Annotated in this window: 16 protein-coding genes and 1 pseudogene; 5 read left to right on the top strand and 12 right to left on the bottom strand. The window is 69.6% G+C overall.

What is annotated here, in order from left to right:
• Position 1: 1 nt before the first annotated feature.
• The 3 genes from FLX07_RS08240 to FLX07_RS08230 form a co-directional block, all read right to left on the bottom strand.
• Positions 2 to 2,104: a serine/threonine-protein kinase gene (locus FLX07_RS08240; protein WP_142569223.1), complete on the bottom strand. Its 2,103-nt coding sequence runs from the start codon at positions 2,102 to 2,104 to the stop codon at positions 2 to 4.
• Between the two features lie 196 nt (positions 2,105 to 2,300).
• Positions 2,301 to 3,518, bottom strand: a complete 1,218-nt coding sequence (locus FLX07_RS08235) for an NADP-dependent isocitrate dehydrogenase (protein WP_142569222.1) — start codon at positions 3,516 to 3,518, stop codon at positions 2,301 to 2,303.
• A gap of 106 nt (positions 3,519 to 3,624) precedes the next feature.
• A complete protein-coding gene (locus FLX07_RS08230) occupies positions 3,625 to 3,909 on the bottom strand; it encodes a DUF3017 domain-containing protein (RefSeq protein ID WP_142569220.1) in 285 nt (94 codons plus the stop codon).
• 156 nt (positions 3,910 to 4,065) lie between these two features.
• On the opposite strand from FLX07_RS08230, the gene FLX07_RS08225 reads away from it, so the two are divergent.
• Complete coding sequence (locus tag FLX07_RS08225; RefSeq protein WP_142569218.1) at positions 4,066 to 5,268, top strand: RNA-guided endonuclease InsQ/TnpB family protein; 1,203 nt, start codon at positions 4,066 to 4,068, stop codon at positions 5,266 to 5,268.
• A gap of 34 nt (positions 5,269 to 5,302) precedes the next feature.
• On the opposite strand, the gene FLX07_RS08220 is transcribed toward FLX07_RS08225, so the two are convergent.
• Complete coding sequence (locus FLX07_RS08220; protein WP_142569217.1) at positions 5,303 to 6,424, bottom strand: citrate/2-methylcitrate synthase; 1,122 nt, start codon at positions 6,422 to 6,424, stop codon at positions 5,303 to 5,305.
• A 181-nt stretch (positions 6,425 to 6,605) separates the two neighbouring features.
• Here FLX07_RS08220 and FLX07_RS08215 point away from each other — a divergent pair, with 181 nt between their 5' ends.
• Positions 6,606 to 7,262, top strand: a complete 657-nt coding sequence (locus FLX07_RS08215; protein ID WP_142569215.1) for an FHA domain-containing protein — start codon at positions 6,606 to 6,608, stop codon at positions 7,260 to 7,262.
• 243 nt (positions 7,263 to 7,505) lie between these two features.
• Here FLX07_RS08215 and FLX07_RS08210 read toward each other — a convergent pair whose 3' ends face one another.
• From FLX07_RS08210 to FLX07_RS08200, 3 genes are read right to left on the bottom strand one after another with little or no spacing between them, the layout of a single operon-like run.
• Positions 7,506 to 8,078: a hypothetical protein gene (locus FLX07_RS08210; protein ID WP_142569212.1), complete on the bottom strand. Its 573-nt coding sequence runs from the start codon at positions 8,076 to 8,078 to the stop codon at positions 7,506 to 7,508.
• A 7-nt stretch (positions 8,079 to 8,085) separates the two neighbouring features.
• On the bottom strand, positions 8,086 to 8,916 hold the full coding sequence (locus FLX07_RS08205) for a hypothetical protein (protein ID WP_142569210.1): 831 nt from the start codon (positions 8,914 to 8,916) through the stop codon (positions 8,086 to 8,088).
• A 17-nt stretch (positions 8,917 to 8,933) separates the two neighbouring features.
• Positions 8,934 to 10,343 carry a PE-PGRS family protein gene (locus FLX07_RS08200; protein ID WP_142569208.1) on the bottom strand — a complete coding sequence of 470 codons (1,410 nt, stop codon included), beginning with the start codon at positions 10,341 to 10,343 and terminating at the stop codon, positions 8,934 to 8,936.
• 57 nt (positions 10,344 to 10,400) lie between these two features.
• Here FLX07_RS08200 and FLX07_RS08195 point away from each other — a divergent pair, with 57 nt between their 5' ends.
• Together FLX07_RS08195 and FLX07_RS08190 are read left to right on the top strand one after the other, a co-directional pair.
• On the top strand, positions 10,401 to 10,655 hold the full coding sequence (locus tag FLX07_RS08195) for a hypothetical protein (RefSeq protein WP_142569206.1): 255 nt from the start codon (positions 10,401 to 10,403) through the stop codon (positions 10,653 to 10,655).
• An 87-nt stretch (positions 10,656 to 10,742) separates the two neighbouring features.
• Positions 10,743 to 11,417: a hypothetical protein gene (locus tag FLX07_RS08190; protein ID WP_142569204.1), complete on the top strand. Its 675-nt coding sequence runs from the start codon at positions 10,743 to 10,745 to the stop codon at positions 11,415 to 11,417.
• On the opposite strand, the gene FLX07_RS08185 is transcribed toward FLX07_RS08190, so the two are convergent.
• Positions 11,356 to 13,188: a phosphatidylglycerol lysyltransferase domain-containing protein gene (locus FLX07_RS08185; protein ID WP_142569202.1), complete on the bottom strand. Its 1,833-nt coding sequence runs from the start codon at positions 13,186 to 13,188 to the stop codon at positions 11,356 to 11,358. The two genes, FLX07_RS08190 and FLX07_RS08185, sit on opposite strands and share 62 nt — an antisense overlap.
• A 377-nt stretch (positions 13,189 to 13,565) precedes the next feature.
• On the opposite strand from FLX07_RS08185, the pseudogene FLX07_RS37580 reads away from it, so the two are divergent.
• Positions 13,566 to 14,171, top strand: a pseudogene (locus FLX07_RS37580) (alpha/beta hydrolase); the annotation flags it as partial.
• 359 nt (positions 14,172 to 14,530) lie between these two features.
• Here FLX07_RS37580 and FLX07_RS08175 read toward each other — a convergent pair.
• The 4 genes from FLX07_RS08175 to purN form a co-directional block, all read right to left on the bottom strand.
• A complete protein-coding gene (locus FLX07_RS08175; RefSeq protein ID WP_142569200.1) occupies positions 14,531 to 15,376 on the bottom strand; it encodes a bifunctional methylenetetrahydrofolate dehydrogenase/methenyltetrahydrofolate cyclohydrolase in 846 nt (281 codons plus the stop codon).
• Between the two features lie 38 nt (positions 15,377 to 15,414).
• Positions 15,415 to 15,582 carry a hypothetical protein gene (locus tag FLX07_RS36350; RefSeq protein ID WP_167748156.1) on the bottom strand — a complete coding sequence of 56 codons (168 nt, stop codon included), beginning with the start codon at positions 15,580 to 15,582 and terminating at the stop codon, positions 15,415 to 15,417.
• A 126-nt stretch (positions 15,583 to 15,708) separates the two neighbouring features.
• On the bottom strand, positions 15,709 to 17,250 hold the full coding sequence (gene purH / locus FLX07_RS08170) for a bifunctional phosphoribosylaminoimidazolecarboxamide formyltransferase/IMP cyclohydrolase (protein ID WP_142569198.1): 1,542 nt from the start codon (positions 17,248 to 17,250) through the stop codon (positions 15,709 to 15,711).
• The gene (purN, locus tag FLX07_RS08165; RefSeq protein WP_142569195.1) at positions 17,247 to 17,903 is read right to left on the bottom strand and encodes a phosphoribosylglycinamide formyltransferase; all 657 of its coding nucleotides are present in this window, start codon (positions 17,901 to 17,903) and stop codon (positions 17,247 to 17,249) included. The genes purH and purN overlap by 4 nt, the downstream gene beginning before the upstream one ends.
• Positions 17,904 to 18,027: the final 124 nt, after the last annotated feature.

The following is an 18,027-nucleotide window of genomic DNA, read 5'->3' as shown; positions in this document are numbered from 1 at the left end:
CTCACCCGCAGGCGAGCTCGGACGGCGCGTCCCGTTCGGGATCGAAGTCGACGTTGCCGAAGTGCTTGCGCAGCAGGTCACGCATCGTGCCGTCGCCGTACATGCTGATGATCGCGTCCTGCACGGCCCGGCAGGTGCGCACGTCCTTCCTGGGCAGGCCCACCGCGTAGTGCTGGTCGGTCAGCCGCAGACCGAGCACCGACAGCTTCAGGCCCGCCACGCGGTCGGCGAAGCCGGCGATGATGAGGTCGTCCCCCGGTATGGCGTCGACTTTGCCGGAGGTCAGCAGATCCATGCACTCGGCGTAGTTGCCCGCCCGGACCTGCTCGACTTTCACCTTGGCGGCGACGAGCCGGGCGGTGGTGCTGCCGGCGGGCGCGCACATCCGGCGCCCGGCCAGGTCCTCCAGCTTCTCGATCCGCGAGCCGCCGAGCACCAGCAGGTCGGCGTGGGCCGTGTAGTACGGCCCCGCGAAGGTCACCGCGTCGTCGCGGTTGTCGTCGTAGGAGTAGGTCGCGACGACCATGTCCACATCGTGGTCGGTCAGCGCGCGCACCCGGTCGTTGGCGCCGAGCCTACGGAAGGTGATCCCGTTGGCGGGCACCTTGAGGCTCCTGGCGATGGACGTCGCGACGTCCACGTCGAACCCGCTGAACCCGTTCGCCTGCTCCAGGCCGACCCCGGGCACGTCCCCCCGCACGCCGATCGTCAGCCGTCCCGTCCGCTGCGCCTTCTCGTAGACGGAGGCGTACGCCGGGCTCGGCCGCGGCGTGACCGCGGCGTCCGCGGTGCCGTCACCGGGCGCGCTGCCGAATGCGAAGCCGGTCTTGGCGGCGATGATCGCGGCCATGGCGGCCACGACGGCGAGCACCGCCGCGAGCGCGCCGACGAGGCCGTTCCGGCGGCGCCGCGCCGGGCCGGTCCCTGCCGGCCCGGTATCGGTCGGCATGATCCCGCCAGGCCCCGTCCCAGCAGGCCCGGTCCCAGCAGGCCCAGTACCGGTCGGCATGATCCCGCCAGGCCCCGTCCCGGCAGACCCGGTCCCGGCAGACCCGGCCCCGGTCGGCGCGGGCCCCGTCACCTCGAATATCCCCGTGCCGTCCCCCGTCCGCGCTCCGTCCCCCGTCCACGCGCCGTCTACCGTCCGCGCTCCGTCCGCCGGCGAGTGGCCCGCGCCCGTCGCCAGGACGCGGCCCGGACTCGTGCGCGCGAGGCGCGTGACGTCGGGGTCGGCCGCCTGCGCGGCCCCCTCGGACAGCACGACCGCCGACGCGTCGCCCGACACCGCGCGGCCCAGCAGGCGCAGCAGGATCTGGTCGGCCGTCGGCCGCTCGTCCGGCGACTTGCGCAGGCACGCTCGGACCACTCCGCCGAGCGGCTCGGGCAGCATCGCGGTGTCGATGTCGTGGTTGAGGATGCGGTTGAGCACGACCGCGATCGAGTTGCCGCCGAACACGACGTCGCCCGTCGCGGCGTACGCGATCGTGGAGGCCCAGGAGAACACGTCGGCCGGGGGCCCGACGTCGCCGCCGGAGATCTGCTCGGGCGCCATGTAGGCGGGTGTGCCGATCGCCCGGCTGGTGATCGTGGCGGTCGAGTCGAGGAGGCGGGCGATGCCGAAGTCCACCACCCGGGGCCCGTCCACGGCCAGCAGCACGTTGTCGGGCTTGAAGTCGCGGTGCACGATGCCCGCCTGGTGGATCGCGGTGAGCGCGGTGGCCGTGCCGACCGCGAGCCGCTCCAGGACCGAGCCGGTCAGCGGCCCGTTCTCCTCGACAGCCTCGCTCAGCGACCGCCCGTCGATGAACTCGCTCGCAATGTACGGCGTGTCGCCCTCCAGGTCGGCCGCCAGGACCCGCGCGGTGCAGAAGCTCGCCACGCGCTGGGCGGCGCGCAACTCCCGCGCGAAGCGGGACCTGGCGATCGCGTCGCCGGAGAACTTGACGTGCAGCAGCTTGACCGCGGCCTGCTCGCCGGCCTGGCCCTGGCCGAGGTAGACCACGCCCTGCCCGCCCTCGCCGAGACGGCCGGACAGCACGAAGGGACCGAGCCTGGTCGGATCCCCCGGTTGCAACGGCGCGATCTGCGGCATCCCGTTCCCCACGATTCGGCAAAAGTATCCGGCCACCCAGAACTTTACGGCCCCGGTGTGACGGTTCCGCGGCCCGATACCGCGCCGTGACGTCAGGAAACCGTGACAAAGGAGCGAGCGGCCCCTACCCCGGAGTCACGGGAAAGGGGCCGTCCGGAAACGTCCGGGCGGCCCCCTGCCGGTGAAGCGGTGTTCCGGTGAAGCGGTGTTACAGCGCCATCTTCTTCTTGAGGTTCTCGTCGAGCGCCGCGAGGAAGTCCTGCGTGGTCAGCCACTCGGCGTCGCCGCCGACCAGAAGCGCGAGGTCCTTGGTCATCTGACCGCCCTCGACGGTCTCGACGCAGACCTGCTCCAGCTTCTCGGCGAAGTCGATGACCTCGGGCTGGTTGTCGAGCTTGCCGCGGTGCTGCAGGCCGCGGGTCCACGCGAAGATCGAGGCGATCGGGTTGGTGGAGGTCGGCTTGCCCTGCTGGTGCTGGCGGAAGTGGCGCGTCACCGTGCCGTGCGCCGCCTCGGCCTCGACGGTGCGGCCGTCGGGGGTCATGAGCACGCTGGTCATGAGGCCGAGCGAGCCGAAGCCCTGCGCCACCGTGTCCGACTGGACGTCGCCGTCGTAGTTCTTGCAGGCCCAGACGTATCCGCCCTCCCACTTCAGGGAGGCGGCCACCATGTCGTCGATCAGGCGGTGCTCGTAGATGATCCCGGCGGCCTCGAAGTCCGCCTTGAACTCGGTCTCGTAGACCTCGGCGAAGATGTCCTTGAACCGGCCGTCGTACGCCTTGAGGATCGTGTTCTTGGTCGACAGGTAGACCGGGTAGCCGCGGTTGAGGCCGTACCGCATGGAGGCGCGGGCGAAGTCGCGGATCGACTCGTCCAGGTTGTACATCGCCAGGGCCACGCCGGAACCGGGGAAGTCGAAGACGTTGAGCTCGATCGGCTCGCTGCCGTCCTTCGGCGTGAACGTCAGCGTCAGCGTGCCCTCGCCGGGGATCTTCAGGTCGGTGGCGCGGTACTGGTCGCCGAAGGCGTGACGGCCGACGACGATCGGCTTGGTCCAGCCGGGCACGAGCCGCGGGATGTTCGACATGATGATCGGCTCGCGGAAGATGACACCGCCGAGGATGTTGCGGATCGTCCCGTTCGGGGACTTCCACATCTTCTTCAGGCCGAACTCCTCGACGCGGGCCTCGTCCGGCGTGATCGTCGCGCACTTCACGCCCACGCCGTACTGCTTGATGGCGTTGGCGGCGTCGATCGTGACCTGGTCGTCGGTGGCGTCGCGGTGCTCAATGCCGAGGTCGTAGTACTTCAGGTCGACGTCGAGGTAGGGAAGGATCAGCTGGTCCTTGATGAACTGCCAGATGATCCGGGTCATCTCGTCGCCGTCGAGCTCGACGACCGGGCCCGCTACCTTGATCTTGGGCATGCGTGGGGTTCCCCTTCTGATTAACTGGCCAGCACGTCCTTTTTGAGGCTCACTGGCCGTTGAGGCTATCGGACGGGTGTGGTAAGTCCGCGACGAGGTCGTGTTCCTACGAGTCGTGCAGCCGCAGCAGCATGAGCAGCGAGCCGATGACGAGCGCCGCGCCGAACGCCGCCAGCGTGAGCGCGTCCATCCGTCTGCTGCGCACCGCGAGCGCGCCCGCCCGCCGTTCGGAGACCGTCACCCGGACCAGGGATCCGGCGAGAAAGCCGAATCCCATGATCGCACCGCCCGCGGACACCGGCGCACCCAGGCCGATCACACCCAGCCCGGCGGCCGCAGCCGCCACCACCAGCAGGTACGGCCCCCAGGCCGTGCTCTCGCTCGTTCTCACCGCAGCCTCCGGAGGAAGCCCGGTCCTTCAGGGCCGGGAGGAATCCGGACCACATCACGGGTGACCCGGCGAAGCCGTGACAGCCCAGCGCGCGAAGCACTCACGACTTTGCTCCTTTCGCTGACCAAGCAAACAAGGGGACAGTAAATTCCGAACATGCGTACGGCCTACAAGGTGCGGGTGTACCCCACCACCGAACAAGCTGCGGTGTTGAACCGCACGTTCGGCTGCGTACGCCTGGTCTGGAACACGGTCCTGGCATGGCGGCAGGCCCGCTACCGCAACGAAAGTGAGACAACCTCTTACGCGCAATCGGACCGGTACCTGACCGAGTTGAAACGCGACGGCGGCCACGACTTCCTGTACGAGGTCTCCAGCGTCCCGTTGCAGCAGGCGTTGCGGCACCAGCACACGGCGTTCGCGAACTTCTTCGCCGGACGCGCCAAATACCCGCGGTTCAAGTCCCGCCACGGCCGCCAGTCGGCGACCTACACCCGCTCGGCGTTCCGCTGGCGCGACGGGCGACTGTTCCTCGCGAAGATGGACCACCCGCTCGAGTTTGTGTGGTCCTGGCCCGCCGTGGACCCTGCGACGATCAACCCGACCATGGTGACCATCACCCGCGATGTCGACGGCCGCTGGTACGCCTCCCTGGCCATGGAGGAAGCCGCCGAACCCGAGCCGCTGCCCACAGGCGGGGCGTCGGCCGGCATCGACCTGGGCGTGACCGATTTCGCCGTGCTTTCGACCGGACAGAAGGTCACCAACCCACGCCATCTGGAGCGCAAGGCGAGGAACCTGGCCCGCTACCAGCGGCGCATGGCCCGCAAGCAGCGCGGGTCCAACAACCGGGCCAAGGCCAAGGCGAAGGTCGCCCGCGCCCACACCAAGGTCCGCGACGCCCGCGCCGACTTCCTGCACCGCACATCTACCCGCCTGGTCCGCGACCACGACCTGATCGTGATCGAAGACCTCAACGTCAAAGGCATGGTCCGCAACCGGCACCTCGCCCGGGCGATCTCTGATGCCGGGTGGGGGGAGTTCCGCCGCCAGCTCGAATACAAAACCCAGCGGTACGGCCGGCGTCTGGTCGTGATCGACCGCTGGTATCCGTCGTCCAAGACGTGCTCGGCGTGCGGGCACCTGCTCGCCGCACTCTCCCTGTCCACCCGGCACTGGTCGTGCCCGGACTGCGGCACCCGGCACGACCGGGACGTCAACGCCGCCAAGAACATCCTGGCCGCTGGTCGAGCGGTGTCTGCCTGTGGAGCTGACGTGAGTCCGCAAGGGTCCTCCCTTCGGCGGTCGGCGGTGAAGCAGGAAACCCAGCCCGCGAGGGGTGGAATCCCCCGCCCTTAGGCGGGGAAGGAGTCAAGTCTCTCCCATGCCTGTTTCAACGCTCGTCGATGGGCACCCACTTCTGGTCACGCTCGCCGATGTACTCGCTGTCCGGCCGGATCAGCCGGTTGTCGGCGTGCTGCTCGATCACGTGGGCGGTCCATCCAGACATCCGGCTGACCGAGAACACGGGCGTGAACAGGTCCGTCGGGATGCCGAGGTAGTGGTAGACGGTCGCCGCGTAGAAGTCGACGTTCGGGTACAGGTGCTTGTCCGCGAAGACGACCTCCTCCATCTCCCGCGACATCCGGTAGTAGGTGTCGTCGCCCGAGGCCTCGGCCAGCTCCTGCGACATCCGCCGCAGATGCGTCGCACGGGGGTCCTCGGTCTTGTAGACGCGGTGCCCGAATCCCATGATCTTCTCGCCCGCCGCCAGCTTGTCCCGTACGGCCTGCGCGACCCCGCGTGGGTCCAGCGCTTCCAGCGTACGCATGACCTGCTCGTTCGCCCCACCGTGGAGGGGGCCCTTGAGCGTGCCGACGGCGGCGACGATCGCCGAGTGCATGTCAGACAGCGTCGCGGCGCACACGCGGGCGGCGAAGGTGGACGCGTTCATCGTGTGGTCGGCGTGCAGCACCAGGCAGGTGTCGAAGATCTCGACCTCGCGCCGCTCGGGGCGGCGGCCGGTGATCTGCAGCAGGAAGTTCGCGGCGGTGCTCAGCTCGGGATCGGGCGCCGGGATGTCCGCTCCCGTCCTGGCCGCGTGGTAGCGGGCGACCAGGACCGGCTGCTGCGCCGTGAGCCTGGCGGCCTTGCGGCGGTTGGCGTCGGCGGCGTTGGAGTCCTTGTCCGGGTCGTCGGCCGCGGCCAGTGAGACCAGGGTGCGCAGCGCCTCCATAGGCCCCTGCTTCCCGGCGAGCTCGGAGATGTCGCTCTCGACGAGTGCGCCCAGGGTGCGGCCTTCGGCCAGCTCCGCGCCGTAGTCCGCGAGTTGCCGGCGGGTCGGCAGCGTGCCGCGCTGGAGCAGGTGGGCCACCTCCTCGAAGGTGGCGTGGCCGGCCAGCTCGTGGATGTCGTATCCCCGGTAGGAGAGACGGCCGGCCGTGCCGTCGATGTCGCTGAGCGCTGTGGACGCGGCGACGACATCGGCGAGGCCTTTGGTGGGCTTGTCCGCCATAAGTGTTTCCTCCGCTTATCTCCGCCCGAAGTCTACCCGTGAGCAGGTAAAGCGCCCCTCAAAGGTCCAGACCAATTTCACGATTGATTCTGCTCACGGCAAAGGCGATTCCCCCTCGCCACGGGTGGGTAAGCCGCAGCTATAGGGAAAGTAACGGCGGGCTACCTGGGGAGGAACTGCCGTGGAGGGGCCGTTCATACGGATCGAGGACAGCGGCGAGGTGGTGCCGCTGCGCCCCGACGTCACCACGATCGGCCGCGGCCGAGGCGTGGACATCCGGCTGACGGATCCGAGCGTGTCACGGCTGCACGCCGAATTCGTCCGTCGCGGGCCCTACCTGTACGTCGTGGACCTGGGCCTGTCCCGCAACGGCACCCGGGTGAACGGCAGGCCGATCGCCAGGAGGGTGCTGGACGACGGCGACGTCGTCTCCTTCGGAGCCGCGCGGGCCCGGGTGGGCGGGATCCCGCGGGAGGACCTCGCCCCCGAGGTCGAGCTGCGCCGGGCCGCCGCGCCGGAGCTCACCCGCCGGGAGGTCGACGTCCTCACCTCGCTGTGCCGTCCCGCGCTGTCCGACGAGGCGTTCGTGGCGCCCGCGACGGCCCGGGAGATCGCCGACGACCTCGTGGTGACCGAGGCGGCCGTCAAGCAGCATCTGCTGCGGCTTTACCAGAAGTTCCGCATCCCGGAAGGCACCAACCGGCGCACCCGGCTCGCCAACGAGGTCGTCGCCCTCGGCCTGGTGCGGCCCACGCCGGTCGTGCCGCCACAGCGGGGAACCGGGCCGGCCGAGCCGGAACCGCAGCCTCGCACCAGCGCGGGCCGCCGGGCGTCCTGAACCAGCGGCACACCGGCCGCCGAGGGCGCAAGCCGTCCCACCCCCCGCGGCCGGTGGAGCGTTCCGAACGGTCCACAGGCGTATACAGCCGCGGGGCGTCCTCACCCCCCACCAACCGGTAACGGAGACGGAGACAGCCAAGCGAGAAAGATCAGCGCATCGACCGCTCGTTGACCGGCGGCGCCGGCCGCACCACAGGCCATCGGCGCGGGCGGCCGGAGAGGCGTCCGGAGCCGTGGTGATTCATCGGTCACCGTACCCACCGTTGAAGAACGACGTGACCCCGGACATGATCGCTCCCGTGATGCTCAGCCCACTCGTGTCGGCACCCTGAAGGACGATGGCCAAGGCGAGATCCGTAGCGTCGGCGTCCGATAGGACGGTCAATGCGAACTTCTGCCCCGTGGGGTCCACACTGGACAGCCTCACCAGAGGGCCACGTGCGCTCTCGCGCAACTCTTCCCCTCTTGAACCGAACAGGTAGGTGTAGTCGCGTTCCCCCAGTTTGATGCTGAAGCCGCGATCCTCCCTGCGTAGAGCACGCCGGTTTCGGGCGAGGCTGGCGGTGGCTCCGCCTACAACCAGGCGCGTTTCGGCGTCGATCGGGATGTATCCCTGTCTAAGGAGGTCCGGATGAGAAAGCGACGCCTTCGGCAACCCCTTCGCGAGGAGGGTGGCCTCTCTGGGAAACCTGGAGATCGTAAGAGATACCTCCCCGTACGGACTCGCAGTACCGACAAGGACCAGGAAGATTGCTTCCTGCTCCCGGCGGTCAGCAGGCCGTTGCAGCACAAGATCAAACGTGAACTCTGGCATGTCACCCTCACCGCTCGACGGAAATAGGCAGTTCCTCGACGCCGGGCAGGAGCTGACTGATCAGCTCCCAGACACGTGGCGTCTCGGTGAACACGAGCCTGAATTCGCTGTCTGAGGTCACCGTCCCCGGCAGGATCGGCTCTGCGGGACGCTCACGCAGCCAATATCCGAGAGGGCCGCAATCCAGCACCGTGATGCCGCGAACGTCGGTGCCTCCGCTCTCCCGGTTGTTCCACGCCACGGTCATCCGCCAGTTGCCGTTGAGCTGGAGCAGAAGGTGCGTGAAGACCGTCAGTTCGGGATCGGCAAGCCCGCCCTCCACGGCTAGCACTGCGCGCAACTGCTCGGCGGCCTCCTCCACGTCGCCGGTGTCCGCTTCGGACAGTGCCACGAATCCGGCGTCCACCACGCCGATCGTCGTCGTGACGACCGCGACCGCGGGTGGGTTGGCATCCCTGTCGCGCAAGCCCACGACGCGTGCCAGCGACCAGACCAGAGTGCTGGGATCGGTGCGGACAAACTCGGACTCCGGTTCGCCCGGCCACCCCTCGTACACGTAGCAGGCGTCGTTCCCGATGACCGCGCCGTGGTTCGTCATCCCCTGGCCGCCGGTGGTCTCGATCTGGACGAGCACGATCGGCTCGGCGAGGGCGTCCGTCAGGCGGGCGAGTTCGGGGATGACGACGTCGTCGTCACTGATCACGCCGATCGCCTGCAACTCCTGCCGCGCCTTCACCAGGTCGCTCGTGACCCGTTTCCCTTCGTACAGGCACCCCAGGACTCCCAAGTGCTCGGGACCGAACCGGTATCGGTCACGTCCGCTGTCGAAGGACGGCATCGTCGCTCTCCCCTGCGCTAGTCGAACGGGTTGAGACTGGAGAGAACTTTCTTGGCTCCGTCGCCGATCGCCTTGCTCGCCTTCTTCGCACCGGCCTCGATGTCGTCCCAGTGTTCAACGACCTTCGCGCCGAGATAGACGGAACCGGTGATGACGGTAGCGCCGATGGTGACGGGATTAGGACAGACCAACGCGGCGGTGAGTGAGGCGTTGAATCCCACCTCGGCAACATCCGCGACATAACCGGCGCCGTTGCGCTTGAAGGCGTCTCTGGGATCGCCCTGTGAGATGACGTTGGCGGCGCTGTAGCCGGTGGCGACGATTTGCCCTGCCAGGTTGCCCAAACGAAGGAAACCGGCGGTCCGGACGACAGCCCCCATCCGTGTCAAAGCAGCGGGCTCCACCTTCAGAGTCCTCGCAGCGATCTCCATCTTCTGCGAGTTCCCGGTGGCCTTCCAGACTTTGAGCAGACTGGCCTGACCAGAGGCCTTCACCTCCTCACCCGCGTGGGTTTTGCCGCCCAGCAGCGCGGCTAGCTGATTGTTCCCGAAGGCTCGGTTGAGGAGGTTGTTCGCCCGGACACCAACGAGGGCTCGTCCGGCTTCCACAGCTCGGCCAGCGGCGTCCAACTCCACGTGGTGAGGAAGCAAGGTCACGTAATCGCGATAGAGCTTGCTTTTCATGAAGAGCCGGCGAGTGAGACCGGCGAGGCCGGTACCCGGTGCGGTGACGGATCTCGGGGCCAGCGCGAGGTTCTTCACGAGAGCCTGGAGTCGCGGGCTTGCGTTGACCACGCTGCTCTCCTTGACCAGCGTGCTTTCCTTGGCCTTCGCCAGCAGTGGGTTGACTGCCGGTCTCAGGACGTTGTTGTGGAACAGCACGCGGCTGAGGGACACGGCTTGGGTGGTGACGATTGGGGCCGCCGTGGTGACTCCGCGGACATCGCCCACGATTTTGAGGATGTTGGCGACCGTCGCCTCGTGCGGTTCGAGGGCCGGAATGGCGTGCGCGACGGCGGCGGCCTTCAATCGCGTGAGGTAGTCGTCCAGCGACTCTTCGGGCTTGCGCTGGAAATCCGAATTTCCGGTCTTGTTCGCCCAGTCCGCGACCGAGTTGACGGAGATGAGAGTCGCCGGGTCGATCTTGTTGCCATTCGCGACGATTTCCAGCGGTGGAAAACCGGCCCACGCGAGCCCGGCGAACGGGTCGCCGGTCTGCAGTCGTCCAATCGCCGCCCGCCGCCTCAACTCCTTGGCCGTGTCACTCCCCCAGCCCGGCATTTCCCCCAGCGGTGTGACGAATTGGGACGCCTGCAGGGGCCAGGCACGCTTAAAAACCTCATCTGCCGACCTGTTCAGGTCGTCCATAAGGCCGGCCAGACGTTCAAGCTCTTCTGGCCTGAAGCTCCGCGTCACGCCTTCCCCCATGCGGCGGGAGCCTACCTGTAACTTATCCTCTGATAAAGCGCTCCGAGAGGAGAAAAGGTGTCGTCTCCGCCCGAGGTGCAGGAACTCGAAAGCAGGGCCGCCAAACTTCGGGAATTAGCCCACGACGTGGAAAAACTGGTCGACAGCGTGAACGGTATGGCCGCCACTATGGAGTGGTCGGGCCCGTTGACCGACCGGGTACGCGGTGAGATCGGAACCTGGAGAACGCGCTGCGGCACGGTGGCGGCTCGGCTTCTCGACGAGGCCGATCGGCTGCAACGCGAGGCTCGCGACCTGGCGAACAGGCGCTGACGGGGCGACATGCCAGACAACGTGCAGAACAAAATCCGCGAAGGCCCCGTCGAACGGGACGTCGACCGATCGGCAAGGGAGCATGCGATGCGCAGGGTTCTGACCTCCGTGGCGGCGGTCGCCGTGGCGACGGTGATGGCTACGGTGACGGGCGCGAGTCAGGCGAAAGCGGCGCCGGTGGCGCGCGTGACGGCCACGGCGGCGGACGCGAGCCAGGCGTCCGCTCCGGCCGGGCTGCCCAAGGGGTTCCTGCTGAACGAGGCCAAGGTGAACGGCCCGCACCGGCCATGGGAGCACCTGAAGCTCACCGACAGCCGGAAGAGGCCCCTTGAGGTGAACCCGTGCGGACGCAGGACCGCCCGCGACGGCCGCAGCGCGAGCCGTACGTTCACCTATGTGGCGGAGACCGTCTACCGCAGCGAGCAGGTCGTGCTCTACCCGTCGGAGCGGGCCGCGAAGGCCGCGATGAAGTCCGTACGCGCCGACCTGGCCGAGTGCGCCGCGAGAGGCCGCGGCGCGAACCGTCACTCGTACAGGTGGAAGAGCACCAACGTCGGCGACGAGGCCCTCCGGGTCGGCGGCTTCTTCTTCGAGAACCGCTCCCGCACCGTCATCGTCCGCAAGGGGAGCGCGGTGGCGGTCTACGTCAGGACCGGCCTGGTGACCAAGAGCCTTCCGGTCTCCCAGTTCCGCCCGCTGATCACGGACGCCCGGACGATGGCCGCCAAGCTCTGCGACCTCCCCGGCGTCTGCCGCCGGTGACCGCGTCGGGGACGGCCTGCGGGCGGCGCCACCGCTGGAACGGGCCGTTCCCCCGGCCCAGGCCCGGCAGCGTGAGGAACGCCTCCGCCCGGAGCGCGGAGACGCCGATGCGCGGCAGGTCGCGCGCGGTCGGGTAGACCAGGAACCTCGGCACCCACAGCGGGCTGAACTTGGCGTTGAAGCGGTACAACGACTCGATCTGGAACCAGCGGGACAGGAAGACGAGGACGCCGCGCCAGGCGCGCAGCACCGGCCCCGCCCCCAGCCGCTCCCCCCGCGCCAGCGCGGAGCGGAACATCGCGAAATTCAGCGACACCCTGGCCACGCCGAACTCCGGCGCGGCCTGCAGAGCCCGGACGATCAGCAGTTCGTTGAGCCCGGGGTCGGCGTCGCGGTCGCGCCGCATGAGGTCGAGGGAGATCCCGTCGGCTCCCCAGGGCACGAAATGCAGGACGGCCCGGATGTCCCCGCCCGGCGGCTCCTCGCCCTCGGGCGCGGCCCGGTGGGCGGTGACCACCAGGCAGCCGGCGTCGGCGGGGTCGCCGAACCGGCCGAGCGCCATCGAGAAACCCCGCTCGGTCTCGGTGCCTCTCCAGAAGTCGGCCGCGTTGCGGATACGCTCGCGGTCCGCCTCGCTCAGGTCGCCCGTCCGCCGCACCCGGCAGGTGTAGCCGAGCCGCTCCACCCGCTTGACCATCTGGCGCACGTTGCGCATGGCCCGGCCTTCCAGTGTGAAACCGGCCACCTCCACGACGGCCTCGTCCCCGATCTCCAGCGCGTCGAGTCCGCCCTCTCTGGTCCACACCTCGCCGCCGGTCTCGCCGCACCCGATGACGGCGGGGACCCACGCGTGCCGCCTGGCCTCCTCCAGGAACCGCCTGATCGCGCCGGGCCACGCCTCCGGATCGCCGATCGGGTCGCCGCTGGCCAGCATCACCCCGGCGACGACCCGGTAGGCCACGGCGGCCTTGCCACTGGGCGAGAAGATCACGCTCTTGTCCCGGCGGAGCGCGAAGTATCCGAGCGAGTCCTGCCGGCCGTACCGGTCGAGCAGGGCCCGCAGACGCCGCTCGTCGTCCTCGGTGAGCGCCGCGACCGGCCGTTCCGGCCGGAGGGCCAGGTAGATCGTGGTGACGGCGGTGAGCGCGCCGAGCCCGGCGAGTGAGAAGTAGACCAGGTCGCCGGCGCGCTCGGACGTGAACGCGACCGGCCCCTCCAGGCCTACCAGGCCGAGCACGACGTGCCACAACTGGTCGCCGAAGCCGGGGTGGTCGGCGATCGTCTGATGGTACGCGGCGATGAGGATCCACCCGATCACGACGTCGAACGCGCCGAGCACCAGCAGGTTCCACAGCGCCCGCCAGCGCGAGCGCGGGTCGGACAGGGCGTAGAACTCCCGTCTGTTGACCAGCAGCACCACACACAGGAGCAGCGACACCGACGCGGCGACCGGGCGCCGGTGCAGCGCCTCGAGCACGACGCTCACCGTCAGCAGCACCACGACCGCGCGCCACGCCCGCGCCTTCCGCCGCCTGAGAGCGTGGGCAAGCATGATCAGCAAGATCCCGACCAGCAGCGACGCCGTCTCGGCGAGCGTGGTGACGCTGCCCGGCAGGACGCTCGCGATCTCGCTGATCCTGCTTCCGCGCAGGCGCGGGAACACGCCCTTGACGATGTCCAGGATGCCGATGATCAGCGCGGCGTACGCTGCCGCTGCGGGCACCCATGGACGCGCTATCCCGTTGCGGGAGATGTGTGTCCGACGGCTCACGGACGAGACCTTAGGTGGCGATGTTCGCTCCGCGGACACGGATCGCGATCCTTAACCGCTCTCTTACGCCTGGCGGGTACCTTTGCATGAACCGGCACTACGGGGGACTTTAGGAGAGGCCGGATTTGGGGCTCACAACGGCGCACGTGCAGGTCCTGTTCGTCGCGCTCGCCGTCGGCGGGCTGGTCGCGACGGTCTGGCTGTGGCCCCGGCTGAGCGGGCCGTCCTGGCGCTCCATCGCCGTGCGGGCAGGCGTGCTGGTCGCGGACCAGGCCCTGCTGGTGCTCGCGATCGCCGTCGTGGTCAACGCGTACTTCGGATTCTTCGGCTCGTGGGGCGACCTGCTGGGGACGAACGCGACCGACGCGCCGGCGATCATGGCGGACCCGGCGGGTACGGCGGCCGGCGGTGGCCTCGTCCGGGTGCTCGACAGCAGGCCGGTGCGGGTCACCAGGCCGAAGGCCGGCCTGCCCGCGGGGCGCCTGGAGCAGGTGACGATCGCCGGGGCGAGGACAGGACTGAGCTCGCCGGCGTACGTGTACCTGCCGCCGCAGTATTTCGACCCGAGGTACGCCGGGCGGCGCTTCCCCGTGATCCTCGGCCTGACCGGCTATCCGGGCGACGAGGAGAACCTGGTCAGCCGGCTCGACCTGCCCACACGCGCGGCGACCTCGATCCTCACCCACGAGATCGGCCCGACCGTCCTGGTGCTCATGCGCCCCACGATCGCGCCGCCCCGGGACACCGAGTGCGTGGACGTGCCGGGTGGGCCGCAGGTCGAGACGTACTTCACGGCGGACGTACCGCGGGCGGTGACCGCGGCGTTCCGGGTCGGCACCGGAGCCGCCAACTGGGGCATTCTCGGCGACTCGACCGGAGGTTACTGCGCACTCAAGCTGACCATGCGGCACCCCGACACGTTCTCGGCCGCGGTGTCCCTGTCCGGATATTTCCACGCTCTGGTGGACGTGACCACGGGCGACCTGTTCGGCGGGAACCGGCGACTCCAGGACGAGAACGACCTGATGTGGCGGCTGGCCAACCTGCCGGCCCCGCCGGTGTCCGTCCTGGTGGCGAGCAGCCGTCAGGGCGAGTCCGGCTACCGGGCGACGACGGAGTTCACTGCGGCGGTCAGGGCGCCCATGCGGGTGTCCTCCCTGATCCTGCCGAGCGGGGGCCACAACTTCGCCACCTGGAACAGGGAGCTCCCCCAGGCCCTGCCCTGGCTCGCCCAGCAACTGCACGCGCCCGCGCAGGCGCCGTCCCGGCACGGGGGCGTCCCCATGCGCGGGGAGAACGCCGGGAGATCCCGCCGGTCGGCGGATCAGGCCCGGTCGGTGGATCAGGCCCGCTCGGCGGCCTCGACGACGTTGGCCAGCAGCATGGCCCGGGTCATCGGCCCCACCCCGCCGGGGTTGGGGGCGACGAAGCCCGCGACCTCGCGTACGTCGGGGGCCACGTCACCGGTGAGCTTCCCGTCGACCCTGGAGACGCCCACGTCGAGCACGGCCGCGCCGGGCTTGACCATGTCGGCGGTCACGAGGTGGGGCACCCCGGCCGCGGCGACGACGATGTCCGCCCGGCGCACGTGGGACGCCAGGTCCTGGGTGCCGGTGTGGCAGAGCGTGACGGTGGCGTTCTCCGCGCGGCGGGTGAGCAGCAGGCCCAGCGGCCGGCCCACGGTGATGCCCCGGCCGACCACGACGACCTCGGCGCCCTTGAGCGGCACGCCGTACTCCTGGAGGAGGACCACGATGCCGCGCGGGGTGCACGGCAGCGGGGCGTCGACCATGTGGACGAGCCTGCCCAGGTTGACCGGGTGGAGGCCGTCCGCGTCCTTGGCCGGGTCCATGCGCTCGATGAGCGCCTGAGTGTCCAGGTGGCGCGGCAGCGGCAACTGGACGATGTAGCCCGTGCAGGCCGGGTCGGCGTTCAGCTCGTCGACCGCGGCCTCCACCTCCGCCTGGGTGGCGCTGTCCGGAAGGTCCTTGCGGATGGAGGTGATGCCGACCTCCGCACAGTCGCGGTGCTTGCCCGCGACGTAGATCTGGCTGCCCGGATCCTCACCGACGAGGATCGTGCCCAGGCCGGGGGTGACACCCCGGCCGGCCAGGGTCTTCACCCTCTCCGCCAGCTCACTCTTGATCTTGGCGGCGGTCGCCTTGCCGTCCAGAAGCCGCGCGGTCATGGCTCTCCCTGTCCTTCCAGGTGGTCATTCCGAGTGCTTTACCGTCCCCCCTCGCGCCGCTCGATGATCCGGCGGGTGAAGGGAATGAACTCCACGATGCGCCAACCGAAGTAGGCGGCCAGCGCGACGACGGGCAGCAGCGCGATGGGGCTGTTCCACACGCCGTTCATCGTCGCGAAGGAGCTCATGATCATGTCAAAGGGCATGGAGGGACTCCGTGGGGAGGATGGGGTGGGCGCTTCAGGCTAACCGCCCCCTAGGGGTGATCGTGCCTTTTTCATCCCATCCATCCCGACAGCCGCCCCTCCATGGCGGTACGTCGGACTTCTCGATCAGTGGAAGAAGTGCCGGGTGCCGGTGAAGTAGAGCGTGATGCCCGCTTCCTTCGCCGCCTCGACGACCAGTTCGTCGCGGATCGAGCCGCCCGGCTCGACGATCGCCTTCACCCCGGCCTCCGCCAGCACCTGCAGGCCGTCGGGGAACGGGAAGTACGCGTCGGAGGCGCCGACCGACCCGGTCGCGCGCTCACCGGCCCGGGAGACCGCCAGCCGGGCCGAGTCCACCCGGTTGACCTGGCCCATGCCGACGCCGACGGTCGCGCCGCCGGAGGCGAGCAGGATCGCGTTGGACTTCACCGAGCGGCAGGCCCGCCAGGCGAAGGCCAGGTCGGCCAGCACCTCGGGCGAGGCCGCCTCTCCGGCCTTGAGCTCCCACGCGGACGGGTCGTCGCCCGGCGCGTCCGCCCGGTCCACCGTCTGCACGAGCAGGCCGCCGTCGACGCGGCGGAACTCCGCGGCGTTCGACGGCCCCTGCGGGCAGGCGAGCAGGCGGATGTTCTTCTTCTCCCGGAGCACGTCGAGGGCGTCCGCCGCGAACGACGGCGCGACCACCACCTCCGTGAAGATCGGTGCGATCTGCTCGGCCAGCTCGCGGGTCACCTCGCGGTTGACCGCGATCACCCCGCCGTACGCGGAGACCGGGTCGCACTCGTGCGCCTTGCGGTGCGCCTCGACCACGTCGGCGCCCACCGCGATCCCGCAGGGGTTGGCGTGCTTGATGATGGCCACGCACGGCTCGGCGAAGTCCCAGGCGGCGCGCCAGGCGGCGTCGGCGTCCACGTAGTTGTTGTAGGACATCTCCTTGCCGTGGAGCTGCTCGGCGTTGGCCAGGCCGTCCTCGCCGCCGGTGTAGAGGGCCGCTCCCTGGTGCGGGTTCTCGCCGTACCGCAGGGCGGTCTTGCGCTTCCACGCCGCGCCCATGAAGGACGGCCAGTCGCCCTCGGGCGCGTACACGTTCGCGAACCAGGACGCGACCGCGACGTCGTAGGAGGCGGTGTGCGCGTACGCCGTGGCGGCCAGCCTCCTGCGCTCGGTCAGCGAGAAGCCGCCCTCGGCGACCGCGGCGAGCACCTCGCCGTACGCCGAAGGGTCGACGACCACGGCCACCGTGCCGTGGTTCTTGGCGGCGGCGCGGATCATCGCGGGCCCGCCGATGTCGATCTGCTCGACGCACTCGGCGTCGGAGGCGCCGGAGGCGACCGTGGCGGCGAACGGATAAAGGTTCACCACCGCGAGCTGGAACGGCTCGATCTCCAGCTCCTCCAGCTGCTTGACGTGGGAGGAGTTGGCGCCGTCGGCGAGCAGCCCGGCGTGGACGCGCGGGTGGAGGGTCTTCACCCGTCCGTCCAGGCACTCGGGGAATCCGGTGAGCGACTCCACCTTCGTGACCGGCACGCCGTAGGAGGCGATCGCGGCGGCGGTGCCGCCGGTCGACACGATCTCCACGCCCGCGGCTTCGAGCCCCCGCGCCAGGTCTTCGAGACCCGTCTTGTCGTAAACGGTGATCAGCGCACGGCGGATGGCGATGCGGGTCACTTCGTGATCCTTCCTGGTGTCCGGCCTTCTGCGGCCTGTCCTGCGACTCGTCCCGTCCCCAGGCGCACAGTCCGCCCGGTCAGGGTCCAGCCCTCGCGGGCCATGCGGCCCACGGTCTCGACGAGGAGACGCCGCTCGACCGTCTTGATTCGCTCGTGCAGCGACTCCTCGTCGTCCCCCTCCCGTACGGGCACCGCCTCCTGGGCGATCACCGGGCCCGTGTCCACGCCGGCGTCGACGAGGTGGACCGTGCAACCGGTGACGCGGACGCCGTACGCGAGGGCGTCGCGCACGGCGTGCGCCCCGGGGAAGGCGGGCAGCAGCGCCGGATGGGTGTTGACGACGGGGAACGCGCTCAGCATGCGAGGGCCGAGGATCTTCATGAACCCGGCGGAGACCACCAGATCGGGCTTGTGCTCGGCGACGCGCCCGGCCAGCCTCTCGTCCCACTCTTCCCGGGTGGGGTGGTCGCCCACGCTCTCGACGAACGTGGGGACGCCGGCGCGCTCGGCCCGGGCAAGGCCCTCGATGCCGGTACGGTCGGCCCCGACGGCCACGACGGACGCGCCGAACGCGTCGTCTGCCGCCGCGTCCAGCAGCGCTTGTAGGTTGGTCCCCGAACCCGAGACGAGGACGACGAGCCGGACGGACAGAGCGGAACTCCTTCGTAAGCTGCCTTCGTTTTGCAGGTGATTGCCGGGAGATGGTTCCTTAGAGAGTGGTCGAGCGTGGAGGGCCGTCCCTCAACGCAGCTAAAGCGTATCGGGCGCCGGCCAT

The sequence above is a fragment of the Microbispora bryophytorum genome, from assembly GCF_006874465.1.
Lineage (GTDB): Bacteria > Actinomycetota > Actinomycetes > Streptosporangiales > Streptosporangiaceae > Microbispora > Microbispora bryophytorum.
This window is presented reverse-complemented; position numbering and strand designations above follow the sequence as displayed.

Bases quoted from the DNA above. Each gene is read 5' to 3' on its own strand.
- FLX07_RS08190 (WP_142569204.1), top strand. From the start codon at position 10,743: ATGCGCAGGGTTCTGACCTCCGTGGCGGCGGTCGCCGTGGCGACGGTG.
- FLX07_RS08175 (WP_142569200.1), bottom strand. From the start codon at position 15,376: ATGACCGCGCGGCTTCTGGACGGCAAGGCGACCGCCGCCAAGATCAAG.
- FLX07_RS08210 (WP_142569212.1), bottom strand. From the start codon at position 8,078: ATGCCAGAGTTCACGTTTGATCTTGTGCTGCAACGGCCTGCTGACCGC.
- FLX07_RS08205 (WP_142569210.1), bottom strand. From the start codon at position 8,916: ATGCCGTCCTTCGACAGCGGACGTGACCGATACCGGTTCGGTCCCGAG.
- FLX07_RS08235 (WP_142569222.1), bottom strand. From the start codon at position 3,518: ATGCCCAAGATCAAGGTAGCGGGCCCGGTCGTCGAGCTCGACGGCGAC.
- FLX07_RS08225 (WP_142569218.1), top strand. From the start codon at position 4,066: ATGCGTACGGCCTACAAGGTGCGGGTGTACCCCACCACCGAACAAGCT.
- FLX07_RS36350 (WP_167748156.1), bottom strand. From the start codon at position 15,582: ATGCCCTTTGACATGATCATGAGCTCCTTCGCGACGATGAACGGCGTG.
- FLX07_RS08200 (WP_142569208.1), bottom strand. From the start codon at position 10,343: ATGGGGGAAGGCGTGACGCGGAGCTTCAGGCCAGAAGAGCTTGAACGT.
- FLX07_RS08220 (WP_142569217.1), bottom strand. From the start codon at position 6,424: ATGGCGGACAAGCCCACCAAAGGCCTCGCCGATGTCGTCGCCGCGTCC.